The following is an 18,447-nucleotide window of genomic DNA, read 5'->3' as shown; positions in this document are numbered from 1 at the left end:
ATTATTTTGCCATCACCGGTTTTTACGGGTTGTTGCGCGCCACCTGCGAATTCAGCCCCAGGTAGTCCAGCAGGATCAACCCGGACTCCTTCAGGTAGGCGTCGTCTTCGGGCTTGGTATCGTCCGGCTCGACCGGCAGCGCGTCTTCGTCTTCCTTCTTCAGTTCCTTGAGCGGTTCTTCGCCCTTGGCCTTGCGTCGGGTGTTTTCCAGCGCCAGCTGTTTGCTTTCGATATCGGCGTGCTGGGCACGGCGTTCGGCCTCGTTGAGGCTGACGGTTTTCTCGTTCATCAGCTTCTGGGTCAGGGCCAGGCGGTCGCGGATGTAGACGAACTCCGGATCCTTGGCCGTACGGCTGTCGTGACGGGCCTTGAGCTGGGCCAGGAACGGCTTGAACGGGTCGACCGCAGGCTTGATCGCCGGGCGGATGGTGTCCCATGGCATGGCTTCGGGCAGGGCGCTTTCGCCGATTTCCTTGGTGTCGATGATCGACGGGTAGTCGATGTCCGGCAGCACGCCCTGGTGCTGGGTGCTCTGCCCGGAAACCCGGTAGAACTTGGCCAGGGTCAGCTTCAGCTCGCCATGATTGAGCGGCTGGATGGTTTGCACCGTGCCTTTGCCGAAGGTCTGCCCGCCGAGGATCAGCGCGCGGTGATAGTCCTGCATGGCGCCGGCGAAAATCTCCGAAGCCGAGGCCGACAGGCGGTTGACCACCAGTGCCAGCGGGCCTTTGTAGAAGGCGCCGCTGTTTTCGTCTTCAAGCACGTCGACGCGGCCGTCGCTGTTGCGCACCAGCACCGTCGGGCCCTTGTCGATGAACAGGCTGGTCAGCTCGGTGGCTTCCTGCAGCGAGCCGCCGCCGTTGTTGCGCAGGTCGATGACCACGCCGTCGACTTTTTCCTTCTGCAGTTCGGTCAGCAGTTTTTTAACGTCGCGGGTGGTGCTCTTGTACTCCGGATCGCCGGCGCGGAAGGCCTTGAAGTCGAGGTAGAAGGCCGGAATCTCGATGATTCCGAGCTTGTAGTCACGGCCGTCCTGCTTGAGCTTGAGCACCGACTTTTTCGCCGCCTGCTCTTCGAGTTTCACCGCTTCACGGGTGATCGGCACGATCTTGGTGGTCTGGTCGTTAGGGGCGTTGCTGGCCGGGATGATTTCCAGGCGCACCACCGAACCTTTCGGCCCGCGGATCAGCTTGACCACTTCGTCCAGGCGCCAGCCGATCACGTCGACCATTTCCTTGTTGCCCTGGGCCACGCCGATGATCTTGTCGGCCGGGGCGACCAGCTTGGTCTTGGCCGCAGGGCCAGCCGGCACCAGGCGCACGATCTTGACCTGGTCGTTGTCGCTTTGCAGCACGGCGCCGATACCTTCGAGCGACAGGCTCATGTTGATATCGAAGTTTTCCGCGTTGTCGGGCGACAGGTAGTTGGTGTGCGGGTCGTAGGACTGGGCGAAGGTGTTGATATAGGCCTGGAAGATGTCTTCGGCGCGGGTCTGGTCCAGGCGCGTGAGCTGGTTCTTGTAGCGCTTGGTCAGCAGCTCCTGGATCGCCTTGGGTTCTTTGCCGGCAATCTTCAGGCGCAGCACTTCATCCTTGACGCGTTTGCGCCAGAGGTCGTCGAGCTCGGCCTGGTTCTTCATCCACGGGGCGTCCTTGCGATCGATCAGCAAGGTCTCATGGGTGGTGAAGTCGAAGTTGTCGACGCCCTTGCTCAGCTCGGCGAGGGCGAAGTCCAGGCGCGATTTGACCCGGTCCAGGTAGCGCTTGTAGATGGTGAAGCCGGGGTCGAGATTGCCGCTTTTGAGGAAATCGTCGAACTGGGTCTTCCACTTGTCGAACTCGGCGATGTCGCTGGCAGTGAAGTAGCTGCGCGCAGGATCAAGGAGTTTGAGGTAGCTGTCGTAAATGATCACCGAGCGCGCATCGTTGAGCGGCGGCTTGCTGTAGTGGTGGCGCTTGAGCAGCTCGACCACGTTCAGGCTGGCGACCACTTCATCGCGGTCGGGCTGGAGCTTATCCCAGCTGTTGGCGGCCCATGCACTGCCCGCCAATGGCAGACTGCCCAGACCGATCAACAGGGCGAGGGTGGTGCTTGGCAGAAAATGCTTCATGCTGATTCGACGTAGGGACAATTGATCACGCATATTAGGCCGTCTTTGAATTCGCCGGTTCCATGAAAGCCGGACGCATAATGCAAAAAGCCCGGGGCTACAGCTCCCGGGCTCAGTCATGACTCAACTATGGAGGCACTGTGAAGGCATTGCAAGGCGTTGACGGACATGTGGAGTGGGTTGCGACGACAAGTCCAACTTGCGATATCGGTCAAGTACGAATTCGCGTGGCCGCCGCCGGCCTCAATCGCGCCGACCTGCTCCAGCGTGCCGGGCTCTACCCGCCACCACCGGGGGCCAGCGAATTTCTCGGCCTGGAGTGCTCGGGGGTGATCAGCGAAGTGGGCGCCGGTTCTTCCTGGCAGGTCGGCGATCGGGTCTGTGCCTTGCTCGCCGGTGGCGGCATGGCCGAGGAAGTGGTGGTCGATGGCCGCCACGTACTGCCGGTGCCCGAGGGCTTGAGCCTGCAGGAAGCGGCGGCAATCCCCGAGGTGTATGCCACGGCCTGGCTCAATGTGTTCCAGCTGGCCGCGCTCAAGCCCGGTGAGAAAGTCTTGCTGCATGCCGGGGCCAGCGGTGTCGGCTCGGCGGCGATCCAGCTGTGCAAGGCCTTTGGCAGCCCGTGCTGGGTCAGCGTCGGCTCGGCCGAGCGGCTGGCCTATTGCGAAGGCCTGGGGGCCAGCGGCGGTGTGGTTCGCGGTGAAGACCTCGAGGCTTTGAATGACTTTGCCCCGTTCAACGTGATTCTCGACCCGGTCGGCGCCAACTATGCCGAGCTCAACCTCAAGCTGCTGGCCCGTGACGGGCGCTGGGTGATCATCGGCTTGATGGGCGGGCGCAAGGCCGAGCTGGACCTGGCGCAACTGCTGGGCAAGCGCATACAGGTCCTGGGTTCGACCTTGCGCACCCGCGATGACCAGTTCAAGGCAGACCTGCTCAGCGACCTCGGTCAGCAGGTGTGGCCGCTGTTCAGCGAAGGCCGGCTCAAGCCGCAACTGGCCAGGGCGTTCCCGATCAAGGATGCCGAGGCGGCGTTTGCCGAGCTTGCCGGCAATCAGGTGTCGGGCAAGCTGGTGTTGGTGATCGACGAGAGTCTGGTGTAAACCGCCGATCGCGGGGCAAGTCGAGTCGTCGCACCGCCGCTCCCACAGGAGCGGCTTGCCCCGCGATGGCTTCAATCATTTCCAGCTATGAATCGGCCAGCCTTGAGTCTCGGCCTGCTCGCGCAACACCGGATCCGGATTGACCACATGCGGGAAATCCACCTTCAGCAGCAACGGCAGGTCGTTGCGTGAATCCGAGTAGAAACTCGCGCCTTCAAGGTTCTCTTCTTCCTGGTCGAGCCATTCCAGCAAACGGGTGATCTTGCCTTCGCGGTAGGTCAGCACGCCGGTGGTGCTGCCGGTGTAAACACCGTGTGCAACCTCAAGCTCGATACCAAGAATTTCATCAATGCCCAGGCGTTCGGCAATCGGCTTGACCAGGTGGGTGCCGGAAGCCGAAATCACCAGGATCCGGTCGCCGGCCTTGCGATGGGCGGCGATGGTCTTGGTGGCGTCGCTGAAGATGATCGGTTCGATGAAATCTTCCACCCAGGGCGCTACAAGGTGCTCGACTTCTTCCGGGGTGCGGCCGATCAAAGGTTCCAGGCTGAAGGCCATGTAGTCTTCCATGCGCAGCTTGCCATGGCTGTAGGCGTCCATCAGTTCGTTGTTCTTGCGCATGAAAGACGCTGGATCGACCCAGCCCAGACGGCCCATCTGCTCGCTCCAGAGCGTGGCGCAGTCACCGTGGATCAGGGTTTCATCCAGATCGAAAATCGCGAGTGCCATATTCAGAAAAACTCCTGTGCAACCCTCAGGCGACTTCGCAGAGGGCGGTGGGATCGATCGACAAGGATACCCGCTGGCCGTCCGGGTGCAGGTCGGCGGACGAGCGGTTGAGCACATCGACCAGCAATTCTACCCCGCGCGCTTCAACCCGGTAGCGGATCACGTTGCCCAGCAGGCTGTGGCTGCGTACCAGCCCCTCCCGCTCGCCGTCCAGGCTCAGGGCGATGGCTTCCGGGCGAATTGCCAGGCGGCTGTTCACCGGGCGCTGCAGCAGGCGGCTGGCGCTGTCGGCGTCGAGCAGGTTGTAGTTGCCGATAAAGCCTGCGGCGAACACGTCCACCGGCGCGGTATAGAGGGTTTCGGCATCGCCGCTCTGGACGATGCGGCCCTGGTTCATGAGGAAGATGCGATCGGACATGGTCAGCGCTTCTTCCTGGTCGTGGGTGACGAAAATGGTGGTCAGGCCCAGCTCGCGCTGGATCGCGCGGATCTGCTCGCGCAGGTGCTTGCGAATCCGCGCATCCAGCGCCGACAGCGGCTCGTCGAGCAGCAGCAGGCGCGGGCGGGTGACCAGCGAGCGGGCCAGGGCCACGCGCTGGCACTGGCCGCCGGACAACTGGTGCGGGTAGCGCCGGGCGAAGTCCTGCAGCTCGACCAGTTGCAGCACTTCGCGGACCCGCGCCTGGCTGTCGTCGCTGTTGACCTTCTGCATGCGCAGGCCGAAGGCGACGTTCTGTTCGACGGTCATGTTGGGGAACAGCGCATAGCTCTGGAACACCATGCCGATCCCGCGTTTTTGCGGGCTCAGCGGCACCAGGTCGGTGCCATCGAGCAAGATGCGCCCGCTGTCCACCGCGGTCAGCCCGGCGATGCAGCGTAGCAGGGTGGACTTGCCGCAGCCGGACGGGCCGAGCAGGGTAACGAATTCGCCGCGTTCGATCTGGCAGTTGATGTCGTTGAACACCGGGCTGCCGGCATAGCTTTTTTGCAGGTTCTGTACGCTGACAAAGCTCATATCAGGACTTGTCCTTGTTCAGGCGGTTGGCTGCCCAGGTCAGCGCCAGCACGAAGAGGAAATAGGAAACCACCAGGGCACTGTTGAAGTGGCCGCTGCTGTTGCGCATGTTGTTGAGGTACACCTGCAGGGTCTCGTAGCGGGTGCCGACCAGCAGGTTGGCGAACACGAACTCGCCGAACAGGAACGAGAACGACAGCAGCAAGGCCACCATCAGGCCCTTGCGCAGGTTTGGCAGCACCACCAGGAACGCCGCCTGGAAGGTGCTGGCGCCCAGCAACTGGGCGGCGTCCATCAGGTCGCGCAGGTTGATCGCCTGCAGGTTGTTGGTGATTGCCCGGTACATGAACGGCAGGGCTACGGTGAAGTAGCAACCGATGAGGATCCACGGCGTGCCGACCATGGCCATCGGCCCCGAGCCGTAGAGCTGCAGCAGGCCCACTGACGACACCACCGGCGGCACCGCGAAGGGCAGCAGGATGAGGATGTTCATCAGCGCATCGAGGCGCGGGAAGTGGTAATGCACCACGAACAGCAGCGGCAATATCAACAGCACCGACAACAGCAGGGCGCCGACACACACCAGCAGCGACTGGCCGAAGGCGGCGAGAAAGCGCGGGTCGCTCCACAGCGCCAGGTACCACTTGAAGGTCAGGCCGCTGGGCAGCAGGCTCGCCGACCAGCTGGTGGCCAGCGAGTAGAGCAGGGTGCCGGCCAGCGGCAGCAAGAGGATGATGAACAGCAGGTAGACCACCACGCGGTGGTACAGCGACGAGGTGCCCGGTTCAGCGCGCGACATGGTAGCTCCGCTTCAATAGCCATTGATGGACGAAGGTCACCAGGGTCATCAGCCCGACCAGGATGACCGCCAGGGCGCTGGCCAGGTTCGGGTCCAGCGAGATGTCGCCGGCCACCAGCGCGGCGATGCGGATCGGCAGCACGTTGAAGTTGCCGGTGGTCAGCGCATAGACCGTGGCATAGGCGCCCAGGGCGTTGGCCAGGAGGATCACGAAGGTGCCCAGCAGCGCCGGGGTCAGCACCGGCAGGCCGATGTGCCGCCAGTATTGCCAGGCGCCGGCGCCGAGCAGCTCGGCGGACTCGCGCCAGTCTTCGCGCAGGGCGTCGAAGGCCGGGTAGAGCAGCAGCACGCCGAGGGGGATCTGGAAATAGGTGTAGAGGATGATCAGCCCGGTCTTGGAGTAGAGGTTGAAGTCTTCGATGATCCCGGCCTGCTTCAGCAGCATGGTCAGCGCGCCGTTGAAGCCGAGCAGGATGATGAAGGCGAAGGCCAGCGGCACCCCGGAGAAGTTGCTGGTCATGTTGGCGAAGGCGTTGACGAAATCGCGCAAGCGCGAGTCGACCCGGCGCAACGAGTAGCTGCCGAGGATGGCGATGAGGATGCCGAACAGGCTCGACCAGAAGCTGATCTCCAGGCTGTGCTGGATCGCCTGGCGGTAGAACCTGGAAGTGAATATCTTGCTGAAATTGTCCAGGCCCCAGCTTGATTCCACCTGCACGCTGTGGAGCATGACCCAGGCCAGCGGGGCGATCTGGAAGATGATGAAAAACACCGCGAAAGGCACCAGGCAGAGCAGGGCCAGCCATTTGCCGCGCTTGATCGAATTCACTTGAGCAGCTCCCGGCATACCGGTTTGTCGTGGGGCACGCCGAGCAACTCGCAAATGGTGCCACACAGTTCGGTCTGCAGCGGCTTGGCCGCCGGGTCGAGGCTGAACGCCTGGCCAAAGACGAACAGCGGCACTTCGCGCTCTTCGGCCAGCAGGCCGTTGTGCGAGCGGTCGTTGTTCATGCCGTGGTCGGCGGTCACCAATACCTGATAGCCCTCTTCGAGCCAGGTGCGCAGGTAATCGGCCAGAAGGATATCGGCGCTGCGCGCGCTGTTGCGGTACTGGCTGCTGTCCAGGCCGTGGCGGTGGCCGGCGTCGTCGATGTTCATCGGGTGCACCAGGAGAAAATTCGGTGCATGACGGCGGCGCAGGTACTCGGCGTCGGCGAACAGGTGCGAATCGGGGTAGTGGTCGGCGTAATAGAACAGCCCGTGCTGGATCGGCAGCTTGGGGGCGTGGGTGTGGCGGTCGCGCAGCGGGTCGAAGGGCGAGCGGTTGTACAGCTCGCTCATCCAGTGATAGGCCGCCGCGGCCGTGCCCAGGCCGGCCTCGCGGGCGTAGTGGAACACGCTGCGCTGGTTGGACAGGCGGTTGACGTTGTTGTGGACGATGCCGCTGTCGATCGGCGCGACCCCGGTGAGGATGCATTCGTACAGCGGCCGTGACAACGACGGCAGCTCGCATTCGACCCGGTAAAGCGCCGCACGGTCGGCTTCGACATAGGCATGCAGATGGCCCATGGCGTGGTGCGCGACCTGATGGTTGAGGCCATCGAGCAGGACCAGGATGACGTTGTGGTTCATAGGAACTCCGCAATTGTGCTGACCTCATCGCTGGCAAGCCAGCTCCCACAGACGTTGTGGGAGCTGGCTTGCCAGCGATTGGGGGTAACAGGTATTGCCTGACACCCCCTGAAGGTTCACTCCATCTCGATGATCACTTGCTCCTGCCACTTCTGCGGCAGGGCCTTGGAGGTCGCTTCCCAGGCTTCGGCATTCTTGATCGGCTGCGCGGCGCCGTACTGCTCGTTGGGCAGCAGTTTGGCCTGTACCTCAGCCGGCAGTTTCAGGTGCTCGGCACGGATCGGCCGGGCATGCCCCTTGGCCAGGTTGATCTGCCCGGCATCGCTGAAGATGTACTCGCGGGTCAGCTTGGCGGCGTTGGGGTTTTTTGCGTATTTGTTGATGATGGTGGTGTAACCGGACATCACCGAACCGTCAGACGGGATCAGCACCTCGAAGCGTTTCGGGTCGATCTGCTGGCGGTAGCTCAGGCCGTTGAAGTCCCAGACCACGCCGACTTCGATCTCGCCCTTCTCCAGGGTCTGGATGGTCGGGTTGGCCAGCGACAGGCGTTTTTGCTGGGCCAGCTTGGTGAACAGCTGCAGGCCTGGTTCGATGTTGCTCTCGTCGCCTTTATAGGCGATGGCAGCGGCCAGAACACCGTTGGCAGCCTGGGCGGCGGTGCCGACGTCACCGATGGCGACCTTGTACTTGCCCTTTTCCAGGTCATGCCAGGTTTTCGGGATGTCTGCCTCCTTCACCAGTTGCTTGTTGATGATGAAGGCAATGGTGCCGGTATAGGCCAGGGCCCAGTGGCCGTCTTTGTCCTTGGCCCAGTCCGGGACCTGCTCCCAGGTGCTTGGCTTGTACGGCTGGGTCACGCCCTTGGCCACGGCGATCGGGCCGAAGGCGGCGCCGACGTCACCGATGTCGGCGCTGGCGTTGTCTTTTTCAGCGTCGAACTTGGCCACTTCCTGGGCCGAGCTCATGTCGGTGTCCATGTGCTTGAGGCCGTATTTTGTCGCCAGGTCGTCCCAGGTGCCTTTCCAGTTGGCCCAGGCATCGGGCATGCCCACGCTGTTGACTACGCCTTCCTTGCGGGCGGCGTCCTCGAGGGCCTTGAGGTCAGTGTCGGCGGCCATGGCCGCTGTGCACATCGCGATACTCGAGCCTAACAGTGACGCCAGAAAAAGCTTTTTCATCCGAAGCTCCTTGATGGGTGCCGTACAAAACGCAAAAGGTGTTGTTGGACGTTGTTGCGGTTCGGTTGGTCTAGGTCAGCAATACCTGAGCCAAGGTAGGCCTGTTGCATGACAATTTGATGTCCAGGCATTGCCCCGGCCGGGCTTTTGCCCCTGGAAATCAAGCGTAGACCACCCTCACTGTCATCTGGCATTCATCTGCAGTGCCTAGGCTTGCACTATTCTCATAGCCCTACGGCGCCAGATTGGGGCGCTACCGGGGCTGGACTAGTCCAGATAGGTAACCTTTGATGCAGCCACTGCCACCGCGAGCAGTAACAGCCATCTGTCATGCCCTGCAGGAGCAGATCGAGCATGGCCTCCTGTCGCCCGGCTGCAAGCTACCGGCCGAGCGCAAGCTCAGCGAGGTGTTCGACACCACGCGCATCACCTTGCGTGAGGCGCTGGTGCAACTGGAGGCGCGGGGTTTGATTTACCGCGAGGAACGCCGCGGCTGGTTCGTCGCGCCCGAGCGCCTGACCTACGACCTGATCGAGCGCAGCCACTTTCATGCCATGGTCCGCGAGCAGGGCCGCGAGGCGCGTACCGAGCTGTTGTCGGCGCGCCTGCAGCCAGCAGCGGCAGCGGTGTGCGCGCGGCTGCAACTGGCGCCGCTGTCGAGCGTGATCCAGATCTGCCGGTTACGCCGGATCGATGGCCGGGCGGTGCTGTATGCCGAGCACTACCTGAACCCCGAGTACTTCCCGGGCATTCTTGAGCACGACCTGAGCCGCTCGCTGACCGAGTTGTATGCCGGCCACTACGGCATCGAGTACGGACGGGTGCGCTTCGAGATCCTGCCGACCGCCTTGCCGGTAGCGGCAGCGCTGGCGCTTAAAGTGTCGGCCGGTAGCCCCGGCCTGCACATTACCCGGGTCAACAGCGACCAGCACGGGCGGCTGATCGACTGTGACCTTGAGTACTGGCGCCATGACGCGATCCGCATCAAGGCCCAAGCCGGTTAGGACTTGGGCGGGCTTTCGCTGAACGGTGTGCTGGCGTCGGCGGTGATCACCTGCACGCTCAGGCGCGGGGTGGCCAGGTCCAGGCCGGATTCGTCGAGCTGGCGCTTGAGCGCCAGGTTGAAGGCCCGCGACACTTCCCACTGCTTGATCGGCGCGGTCTTGAAGCGCGCACGCAGGATCGCCGAGCCCGACTCGAAGCTCTCCACCCCTTGCAGCTCCAGCGGCGACCAGATGTTGCGGCGCATCAGCGGGTCGTTGCGCATCTTCTGCCCGACATCGCGGATCAGGGTGATTGCCTGGTCGATGTTCATGCTGTGCGGGATGGCCACGCGAAAGATCGCGTAGCCGAACTCGCGGGAGTAGTTCTTGATGCTCTTGATCTCGCTGAACGGGATGGTGTGGACGATGCCGTCGATATCGCGCAGGCGCACGGTACGGATGGTCAGGCCCTCGACCGTGCCCAGGTGGCCGCCGACATCGACGTAATCATCGATGGCCAGGGAGTCTTCGATGATGATGAACAGCCCGGTGATCAGGTCGGCGACCAGCGATTGCGCGCCAAAACCGATGGCCAGGCCGATGACACCGGCACCGGCCAGCAGCGGGGTGACGTTCATGCCCATGTTGGCCAGGGCGACGATCACCGCAATGATGAAGATCGTCACGAACAGCACGTTGCGGATCAGCGGCATCATGGTTTGCGCACGAGCGTTGGCCAGGCCTTTGCGCGAGCGGGTCAGGGCGTGGTGCACGGCGGTGTCGGCGAGAATCCACACCAGCCAGGCGGCGATCAGGGTGCCGGCCAGGCCGAACAGGCGCACCGCCACCTCATGGCCTTCGCCCTCGGTGAAGGTGATCAGCGAAAAGCCCCAGACGCGCAAGCCAAGTTCGATGAACACCAGCCAGATGCCCAGGTGCACCAGGGTGTAGCCAAAGCTGCGCAAGCGCTCCGAGTACACCGCCTGGCGCCGGTTGGCCCGTTGCGGCTTGAGCCCGTGGCGACGGACCAGGCCGTTGATGACCATGCACAAGATCAGCAGCACCGTGCACATCAGTGACTGGCGCAGGGCAGTGCTGGTGTCGCCGGCGGAAATGAACGTGGCAAACAGCGAAATCGCCACCAGCACCAGCGCCGGCAGGTACCAGAAAGTGCCAAGGATTTCGATGGTGTCGCTCAAGGCGCGGCGGGTCAGCCGTCGTGACAGCGGCTGGTTGCGGATCAGGTGGGCGATGGGCCGGCGAAAGCGCAGGATGAACAATCCGGTCGACAGCCCGGCGAGGATGTTGGCCAGGGTCGCCAGGGTGTGCGAGAGGTGATCGCCCAGGGCGCTGGCCATGCGCGGGTCGTTCATGGCCTCGCCGAAGGCGGCGAAGCTGCCGATCAGCCACAGCGGACGGAACGCCTGGTGGCGCAGGATGTGCAGGGCCCGGTGGCGGTGCGGGCCGTCAAGCAGGGAGAAGGCGATGACGCAGATTGCCGAGAAGCAGGTACCGACCACCAGCGCGTAGGCCAGGACCATGGCCATCGACTTGCCCAGTGACGAGGGCAGGGCAAAGCTCAGGTACACGGTGATCACCAGCGCCACCAGCCAGGGCCCGAGCTTGCGCAGGGCGAAGCGCACCAGGTCCCAGGTGCGCGGGTGTTGCGGCAGTTCTTCGGTCAGGCCAAAGCGCAGCCGGACCTGGTGGCCGACCCAGTTCAGGGCGTAGGCCAGCAGGCTCCACAGGGCGATGATCGCGGCAAAGCCGAAGAGGATCGGTGGCCATTCGTGCCAGGGCACCAGGCGGGCGTCGAGCTCGATCTGCGCCAGCTCCAGCTCGCGGGTCCAGCGGTTGAACGGGCTGGCCTCACCGCTGAACTGTTTTTCCAGCTCGCCGAAGGTCGTGCCGATAAGGCCCAGTACGCCTTGTTCGGCGCTGGGTTGCGCCTGTTTGGTGCTGTCGCGCAGCTTTTTCAGGTCGGCCAGCAGCTTGGCCCGCTGCTGGTCGTTCTCCAGGCTCTTGATGACTTCGTCCAGTGACTGGCCCAGGGGTTCGCTAGCTTCGGGCTGGGCCTTGCTGCCGCCGCCGAGCAGGCCCGGCAGGCCGGCGGCGTGCGCGGGCGCAACGAAGAGCAAGGGCAGGAGCAGGAGAAAAACGCGGAAAAAGACAGGCACCGGACAATCAACCTCAAAACGATCAATCGCCCGAGTGTAGTGTATTTGTCAGTTGAGTTTCTCGAGGATCTTCCAGCACATGATGCCGATCATGCCCAGGGTGCCGACCCACATCATCAACACGCCGATATTGCGATCGCGCAGGTTGAAGCCTACGGTCAGCAGGATCAGGCCGGCGATGACCGGAAGGAACAGAGAGGCAAAGGCTGACATGCGGCAAGGTCCTTACTTGAGAGTTATGGCTCAAGCATAGCGGGATTCGCCGGCGAGGGGTTGATCGGGGTCAGGCTGGCGGGCCTCATCGCGGGTCGACTTGACCCGCGATGCTTTCATCAAGGCAAATCGCGACTGCGATAGAACGCCGTCAGCACTTTCACCAGGTGCGCCAGGTCCTGGCTGCCGCACAGCTCGCGGATCGAGTGCATGGCGAAGGTCGGCAGGCCGATGTCGACGGTGCGCACGCCAAGGTGGCTGGCGGTGATCGGGCCGATGGTCGAGCCGCAACCCATGTCGCTGCGCACCACGAAGCTTTGCACCGGTACTTCCTCGGCCATGCACAGGTGGCGGAAGAAACCGGCGGTTTCGCTGTTGGTGGCGTAGCGCTGGTTGTTGTTGACCTTGATCACCGGGCCGGCATTGAGCTTGGGCCCGTGATTGCCGTCGTGCTTCTCGGCATAGTTGGGGTGCACGCCGTGGGCGTTGTCGGCCGAGACCAGCAGCGAGCGCTGGATCGCGCGGACGAAGTCGTCGCCGTCGGGCAGCAGGCGGCGCAGGGTCTGTTCGAGCATCGGCCCGTCGGCGCCACAGGCCGAGCACGAACCCACCTCTTCGTGGTCGTTGCACACCAGCACGCAGGTTTCATCGCTGTCGGCGTTGAGCAGCGCCTGCAGGCCGGCATAGCACGACAGCAGGTTGTCCAGGCGCGCGCCGGCGATGAACTCGCCATGCAGGCCAATCAGGGCGGCGCTCTGGGTGTCGTAGAAGCTCAGTTCGTAGTCCAGCACCACATCGGCGTTCAGGCCGTGCTCGCGGGCCAGCTGGTCGGTAAGCAGGGCACGAAAATCGACGCGCTCGTCACCAGCCACCTGGGCCAGGATCGGCGGCAGCTCGGTCTGCGGGTTGATCGCCCAGCCTTCGTTGGCGGTGCGATTGAGGTGGATCGCCAGGTTCGGGATCACTGCGATCGGCAGCTTGAAATCGACCAGCTGGCTTTCGACCTTGCCGTCACGGCGGAAGGTTACCCGCCCGGCCAGCGACAGGTCACGGTCGAACCACGGCGCCAGCAGGGCGCCACCGTAGACTTCCACGCCCAGCTGCCAGAAGCCCTGGCGCTGCAGTTCGGGCTGCGGCTTGACCCGCAGGCACGGGCTGTCGGTGTGGGCGCCGACCAGGCGGATGCCGTCGAGCAGCGGCGAGTGACGGCCGAGCTTGAAGGCGATGATCGAGGAATCGTTGCGGGTCAGGTAGTAGCGACCGCCGGCCACGGTGGCCCAGCTGTCGCGCTCGTCCAGGCGCTGGTAACCGGCGGCATCGAGGCGCTGGGCCAGGGCGGCGGTGGCATGGAACGGCGTAGGGGAGGCCTTGAGGAAGTCGATCAGGCCTTGATTCAGTGCATCGCGCATAGGTCACTCCAGACAGCAGTGGCGGCATTTTAGCGGGTGAGCTGCAAGCTGCAAGCTGCAAGAGGCGGCGCAACTCAATGCAGGGTGACTGCTTGAAGCTTGAAGCTTGAAGCTTGCCGCTGGCACCGTCAAAACGGCGCCGGACACTCGAAGCGCAACCGCTCCCCGGACACCGGGTGGGTAAAGCTCAGCATGCTTGCATGCAGGCACAGCCGCTCATGGGCCGCCAGCGCCTCGGGGCAGGCATACAGGCGATCACCCAGCAACGGATGACCGATCGACAGCATGTGCACGCGCAACTGGTGCGAGCGCCCGGTGATCGGCGTCAGCTCGACCCGGCAATGATCGCCACAGCGCTCGACGATGCGCCAGAAGGTCAGGGCATGCTTGCCCTGCTCATGGTCGACCACGTGCCGTGGCTTGGTCGGCGGATCGTAGCGCAGCGGCAGGTCGATGCTGCCGCTGTCGAGCTGCGGCTGGCCCCAGCACAGTGCGGTGTAGGCCTTCTCGGTTTCGCGGTCGTGGAACTGCCGGGACAGTTCGCGATGACTGTCGGCGTCGCGGGCCAGGAGGATGATCCCCGAGGTTTCCCAGTCCAGGCGGTGGACGATCAGGGCATCGGGGTAGCCGTTTTCCTGCAGGCGGGTGATCAGGCAATCCTTGTTGTCTTCGGCCCGGCCCGGCACGGACAGCAGCAGGGTCGGTTTGTTGACCACCAGGATGGCGTCATCTTCATGCAGGATGTGTACGTTGGACAGCGGCATTGCGTGTTCCAAAATAGCTGTGGGAGCGGGCTTGACCCGCGACGCGATATGACTGGCAGATCGCAATCGCGGGTCAAGCCCGCTCCCACAGGGTGCCCGAAAACGCTATCAGCGATCGGGCAGGGTGATGTTGAGTTCGAGGATCGAGCAGCTGCCCTGGTTCTCCAGAGCGACCTGCACATCATCGGAGCCGATGTTGACGTACTTGCGGATCACTTCCACCAGTTCCTTCTGCAGGGCTGGCAGGTAGTCCGGAGTACTGCGCTGACCGCGCTCGTGCGCCACGATGATCTGTAGACGCTCTTTCGCGACCGAGGCGGTGCTTACTTTTTTGCTGGCACGAAAGAAGTCAAAAAGGTTCATTGGTTAGTTGCCTCCAAACAGGCGCTCGAAGAATCCCTTCTTCTTCACATCAAGGAACCGATGTTCCACGTTTTTGCCCAGCAGGCGGTCAACGGTATCGCTATAGGCCTGGCCAGCATCGCTCTGGTCGTCAAGGATGACCGGTACGCCCTGGTTGGATGCCTTGAGCACCGCCTGGGATTCAGGGATCACGCCCAGCAGGGCCACCGAGAGGATTTCCTTGACGTCTTCGACGCCGAGCATTTCGCCCTGGCTGACGCGCTCCGGGTGGTAGCGGGTGATCAGCAGGTGTTCCTTGATCGGGTCTTCGTTGCGTTCGGCGCGGCGCGATTTGCTCGCCAGCAGGCCCAGCATACGGTCCGAGTCACGTACCGAGGAAACTTCCGGGTTGGTCACGACGATCGCTTCGTCAGCGAAGTACATGGCCAGGTGGGCGCCTTTCTCGATACCGGCCGGCGAGTCGCAGACCACGTATTCGAAGTCCTCTTTGAGCTGCATCAGGACTTTTTCCACGCCTTCCTGGGTCAGCGCGTCCTTGTCGCGGGTCTGGCTGGCGGCCAGCACGTAGAGGTTCTCAAGGCGCTTGTCCTTGATCAGCGCTTGCTGCAGGTTGGCTTCGCCGTTGACGACGTTGACGAAGTCGTACACCACGCGGCGTTCGCAGCCCATGATCAGGTCGAGGTTACGCAGGCCGACGTCGAAGTCGACGATGACAGTCTTGTGGCCGCGCAGTGCGAGGCCGGTACCAATAGCGGCGCTGGTGGTGGTCTTACCCACACCACCCTTGCCGGATGTAACCACGAGAATCTTGGCCAAGGTGTTTCACCCCTAAAGAAAAGGACGTCGAGTCCCAAAAAATACAAAAAACGGCAACATCGAAAAAAGTTGCGCAGAAAATGGCGGCAAGTATCCGTTAAAGACGGGTGATGTTCAACACGTCACCGGACAGGCTGACCTGTACCCCGGCCCCCCACAGCGGATCGCGGCGCAGGTCTTCGGAGACCTTGTATTGCCCGGCGATCGAGACCATCTCGGCGGTCAGCTGCTGGCAGAAGATCCGCGCCCGGGTATTGCCCTTGATCCCGGCCAGTGCCCGCCCACGCATTGCACCGTACACATGGATGTTGCCATCGGCGAGAAGTTCCGCGCCCGGGCTGACCGACGACACTACTACCAGATCGCCACCCTGAGCGTAGATCTGCTGGCCGCCGCGTACCGGGGTGGTGATGATCTTGGTCGGGCGGATCGCCGGCTCCGGCGGCGCCACGGGGGCGGGCGCAGGCTCGGGCTTCTTCACTTCCGGCTCCGGCTCCAGCGGCCGCTCACGGGCACCGGAGGGCGGCAGCACCGGCAGGTCGATGGCGATCGCCGCGGCAATGTCTTCGATACGGCTGGCGCGGATGGCCAGGGTGCGCAGGCCGTGATGGCGGCAGACGCGCATCAGCCCGGGCAGGTCGACCGCGCCTTCGCCGGCCGGGAGCTTGTCCAGGGCCAGTACCAGCGGGGTATTGCTGAAGAAATTCGGCGCCTGGGCGACCTTGGCCGCCAACTGCCGGTCGAGGCCTTCGAGGTTGTTCCTGGCGAGCTCGAGCACGGTAATGGCGAGCATGCTGCCCTTGAGCTGGAACACGGGGTCTTGGTCTGGCGTTTGGGTTTGGCTCATGGTCTGCATTAGGGCGGCTTGTTACGAAAAAGTGCCCAGACTTATAACGAGAACACCGGTTGGCCGCAACCCGTGCCGAACCGTTGTAGAATGCCCGGCCCTTGTCTTTCCGGAATCTTTAATGGATCGCCCGCGTTTTCGTCGTTACTTTCTGCACCCGCGCTTCTGGCCGCTGTGGCTGGGCCTGGGCCTGCTGTGGCTGATCGTGCAGCTGCCGTACCGGGCCTTGCTGGTGATCGGCCGTGCCCTGGGGGCGCTGATGTACCTGGTGGCCGGCGAACGCCGCTACATCGCGGCGCGCAACCTGGAACTGTGTTTCCCCGAGCTACCGTCCGTCGAACGGCAGCGCCTGCTCAAGGAAAATTTCGCTTCCACCGGCATCGCCTTCTTTGAAATGGCCATGAGCTGGTGGTGGCCAAAGGCCCGGTTGGCGCGCCTTGCGCACATCGAAGGGCTCGAGCACCTGCAGGCCGCCCAGCGTGATGGCCAGGGTGCCATCCTCATGGCCCTGCACTTCACCACCCTGGAGATCGGCGCCGCGCTGCTGGGGCAGGAACACACCATCGACGGCATGTACCGCGAGCACGGCAACCCGGTGTTCGACTTCATCCAGCGCCGTGGCCGCGAGCGGCACAACCTCGATTCGCTGGCGGTAGAGCGCGAGGACGTGCGCGGCATGCTCAAGCTGCTGCGCGCCGGCCGTGCCATCTGGTACGCACCCGACCAGGACTACGGCGCCAAGCAGAGCCTGTTCGTGCCGCTGTTCGGCATCGAAGCGGCGACCGTCACCGCCACCACCAAGTTCGCCCGCCTGGGCAAGGCACGGGTGATCCCCTTCACCCAGCAGCGCCTGGCCGATGGCAGCGGTTACCGGCTGGTGATTCATCCGCCGCTTGCGGATTTCCCTGGTGAGACCGAAGAGGCCGACTGCCTGCGCATCAACCAGTGGATCGAAACGGCGCTGCGCGAATGCCCGGAGCAGTACCTGTGGGCGCATCGGCGCTTCAAGTCGCGTCCGCCGGGGGCGCCGAAGCTCTACGAAAAACGGCGTTGAGGCTATCGCGGGGCAAGCTCGCTCCCACAGACAGTTGTGGGAGCGGGCTTGCCCCGCGATGAATTCACCAAAAATCCAGGAAGGTAAAATGGCTGAACCGATCACCGGCTTGATCCTCTCCGGCGGCGGCGCCCGCGCCGCCTACCAGGTCGGTGTGCTGGCCGGCATCGCCGACCTGCTGCCGCCCGGTGCCGCCAACCCCTTCCCGGTGATCGTCGGCACCTCGGCCGGCGCCATCAATGCCGTGACCCTGGCCAGCGGCGCCACTCATTTTGCTGACGCGATCCGCCGCCTGACCAGTTTCTGGCAGGGCTTTCGCAGCCATCAGGTGCTGCGCAGCGACTGGCCCGGGGTGATCCGCCAGGCCAGCCGCTTCGTCGGCCACAGCCTGCTTGGTCTCGGCGCGCCGGTTCCGGTGGCGCTGCTCGACAGCTCGCCGTTGCGCACACTGCTCAGCCAGCACCTGGACCTCAACGGCATCGGCCACGCCATCGAGCAGCAGCACCTGCGCGCGGTGGCGGTGACGGCCTTTGGCTACGAGTCCGGCCAGGCGGTGACCTTCTACCAGGGCAAGGGCGCCATCGACCCCTGGCTGCGCCACCGGCGTATCGGCCTGCCGACCCGCCTGAGCGTCGAGCACCTGCTGGCCAGCTCGGCGATCCCCTTGCTGTTCGCTCCGGTCAAGCTCGGTGAGGAATTCTTCGGTGATGGCGCGGTGCGCCAGTCGGCGCCGATCAGCCCGGCCCTGCACCTGGGCGCCAGCCGGGTACTGGTGGTCGGGGTCAGCGGCAACCCGCAGCGGCCCCATGAAGGCGAAATGCGCCAGCGCATCTTCAGCGGCCAGCAGCCGAGCCTGGCACAGATCGGCGGGCACATGCTCAACAGCACCTTCATTGACAGCCTGGAAGACGATATCGAGCTGCTGCAGCGGCTCAACCACCTCAGCCACCTGATGCCCGAGCACCTGGAACGCCGGCGCCTGGGCCTGGCACCGGTCGAGGTGCTGGTGGTCGCGCCCAGCCAGCCGCTGGACGAGATCGCCGCTCGCCACCGGCGTGAGTTGCCGGCGGCGCTGCGGCTGTTTTTGCGTGGCCCGGGGGCGACCAAAACCAGCGGCGCCGGGGTGCTCAGCTACCTGCTGTTCGAAGCCGGCTACTGCAGCGAGCTGATCGAGCTCGGGCGCCGCGACGCCCTGGCCAAGCGCCGCGAGCTGTGCGGCTTTCTTGGCCTGCCGGCACCCAGCTGAGGGTGC

The 18,447-nt window shown here is 63.8% G+C and carries 18 protein-coding genes; 4 read left to right on the top strand and 14 right to left on the bottom strand.

The features are described 5' to 3' along the window. Window positions 1-22 precede the first annotated feature (22 nt). The gene (locus tag LOY54_RS20470) at window positions 23-2,110 is read right to left on the bottom strand and encodes a carboxy terminal-processing peptidase (RefSeq protein WP_176794227.1); all 2,088 of its coding nucleotides are present in this window, start codon (window positions 2,108-2,110) and stop codon (window positions 23-25) included. Window positions 2,111-2,250: 140 nt separating this feature from the next. Here LOY54_RS20470 and LOY54_RS20465 point away from each other — a divergent pair, with 140 nt between their 5' ends. Then, window positions 2,251-3,213, top strand: coding sequence for a zinc-binding dehydrogenase (locus LOY54_RS20465; protein WP_093380360.1), 963 nt, complete (start codon window positions 2,251-2,253; stop codon window positions 3,211-3,213). Window positions 3,214-3,288: 75 nt separating this feature from the next. Here LOY54_RS20465 and LOY54_RS20460 read toward each other — a convergent pair whose 3' ends face one another. From LOY54_RS20460 to LOY54_RS20435, 6 genes are all read right to left on the bottom strand, one after another. Beyond that, window positions 3,289-3,942: an HAD family phosphatase gene (locus LOY54_RS20460; protein ID WP_258607726.1), complete on the bottom strand. Its 654-nt coding sequence runs from the start codon at window positions 3,940-3,942 to the stop codon at window positions 3,289-3,291. Window positions 3,943-3,967: 25 nt separating this feature from the next. Beyond that, on the bottom strand, window positions 3,968-4,957 hold the full coding sequence (locus LOY54_RS20455) for an ABC transporter ATP-binding protein (protein WP_093380365.1): 990 nt from the start codon (window positions 4,955-4,957) through the stop codon (window positions 3,968-3,970). 1 nt (window position 4,958) lies between these two features. Further along, window positions 4,959-5,756: an ABC transporter permease gene (locus LOY54_RS20450; protein WP_258607724.1), complete on the bottom strand. Its 798-nt coding sequence runs from the start codon at window positions 5,754-5,756 to the stop codon at window positions 4,959-4,961. Further along, complete coding sequence (locus tag LOY54_RS20445; protein WP_195886042.1) at window positions 5,743-6,576, bottom strand: ABC transporter permease subunit; 834 nt, start codon at window positions 6,574-6,576, stop codon at window positions 5,743-5,745. Before LOY54_RS20445 ends, LOY54_RS20450 begins: the two co-directional genes overlap by 14 nt. A gap of 5 nt (window positions 6,577-6,581) precedes the next feature. Then, window positions 6,582-7,388 carry an alkaline phosphatase family protein gene (locus LOY54_RS20440; RefSeq protein ID WP_093380371.1) on the bottom strand — a complete coding sequence of 269 codons (807 nt, stop codon included), beginning with the start codon at window positions 7,386-7,388 and terminating at the stop codon, window positions 6,582-6,584. Window positions 7,389-7,504: 116 nt separating this feature from the next. Further along, window positions 7,505-8,569: an ABC transporter substrate-binding protein gene (locus tag LOY54_RS20435; RefSeq protein WP_258607723.1), complete on the bottom strand. Its 1,065-nt coding sequence runs from the start codon at window positions 8,567-8,569 to the stop codon at window positions 7,505-7,507. 290 nt (window positions 8,570-8,859) lie between these two features. Between LOY54_RS20435 and phnR the strand changes: the two genes are divergently transcribed. Further along, a complete protein-coding gene (phnR, locus tag LOY54_RS20430) occupies window positions 8,860-9,573 on the top strand; it encodes a phosphonate utilization transcriptional regulator PhnR (RefSeq protein WP_213603493.1) in 714 nt (237 codons plus the stop codon). Here phnR and LOY54_RS20425 read toward each other — a convergent pair. From LOY54_RS20425 to minC, 7 genes are all read right to left on the bottom strand, one after another. Next, window positions 9,570-11,729, bottom strand: coding sequence for a mechanosensitive ion channel family protein (locus LOY54_RS20425; protein ID WP_093380379.1), 2,160 nt, complete (start codon window positions 11,727-11,729; stop codon window positions 9,570-9,572). The two genes, phnR and LOY54_RS20425, sit on opposite strands and share 4 nt — an antisense overlap. A gap of 48 nt (window positions 11,730-11,777) precedes the next feature. Continuing rightward, the gene (locus LOY54_RS20420; protein WP_176794228.1) at window positions 11,778-11,942 is read right to left on the bottom strand and encodes a hypothetical protein; all 165 of its coding nucleotides are present in this window, start codon (window positions 11,940-11,942) and stop codon (window positions 11,778-11,780) included. Between the two features lie 119 nt (window positions 11,943-12,061). Beyond that, a complete protein-coding gene (locus LOY54_RS20415; RefSeq protein ID WP_045195457.1) occupies window positions 12,062-13,351 on the bottom strand; it encodes a M18 family aminopeptidase in 1,290 nt (429 codons plus the stop codon). A 128-nt stretch (window positions 13,352-13,479) separates the two neighbouring features. Then, the gene (locus LOY54_RS20410) at window positions 13,480-14,115 is read right to left on the bottom strand and encodes an RluA family pseudouridine synthase (RefSeq protein WP_045195455.1); all 636 of its coding nucleotides are present in this window, start codon (window positions 14,113-14,115) and stop codon (window positions 13,480-13,482) included. Between the two features lie 108 nt (window positions 14,116-14,223). Next, window positions 14,224-14,478: a cell division topological specificity factor MinE gene (gene minE, locus LOY54_RS20405; protein WP_010224188.1), complete on the bottom strand. Its 255-nt coding sequence runs from the start codon at window positions 14,476-14,478 to the stop codon at window positions 14,224-14,226. A 3-nt stretch (window positions 14,479-14,481) separates the two neighbouring features. Then, on the bottom strand, window positions 14,482-15,294 hold the full coding sequence (minD, locus tag LOY54_RS20400; protein WP_045195453.1) for a septum site-determining protein MinD: 813 nt from the start codon (window positions 15,292-15,294) through the stop codon (window positions 14,482-14,484). 97 nt (window positions 15,295-15,391) lie between these two features. Then, window positions 15,392-16,141, bottom strand: a complete 750-nt coding sequence (minC, locus tag LOY54_RS20395) for a septum site-determining protein MinC (protein WP_093387360.1) — start codon at window positions 16,139-16,141, stop codon at window positions 15,392-15,394. Between the two features lie 121 nt (window positions 16,142-16,262). Between minC and LOY54_RS20390 the strand changes: the two genes are divergently transcribed. Both LOY54_RS20390 and LOY54_RS20385 read left to right on the top strand, forming a co-directional pair. Further along, on the top strand, window positions 16,263-17,195 hold the full coding sequence (locus tag LOY54_RS20390; protein ID WP_045195451.1) for a lipid A biosynthesis lauroyl acyltransferase: 933 nt from the start codon (window positions 16,263-16,265) through the stop codon (window positions 17,193-17,195). 88 nt (window positions 17,196-17,283) lie between these two features. Further along, a complete protein-coding gene (locus LOY54_RS20385; protein ID WP_045195450.1) occupies window positions 17,284-18,441 on the top strand; it encodes a patatin-like phospholipase family protein in 1,158 nt (385 codons plus the stop codon). Window positions 18,442-18,447: the final 6 nt, after the last annotated feature.

This window comes from Pseudomonas sp. B21-032 (assembly GCF_024748965.1).
GTDB lineage: Bacteria > Pseudomonadota > Gammaproteobacteria > Pseudomonadales > Pseudomonadaceae > Aquipseudomonas.
Note: the sequence above shows the minus strand (reverse complement) of the source record. Positions and strands in the feature narration are given on the sequence as shown.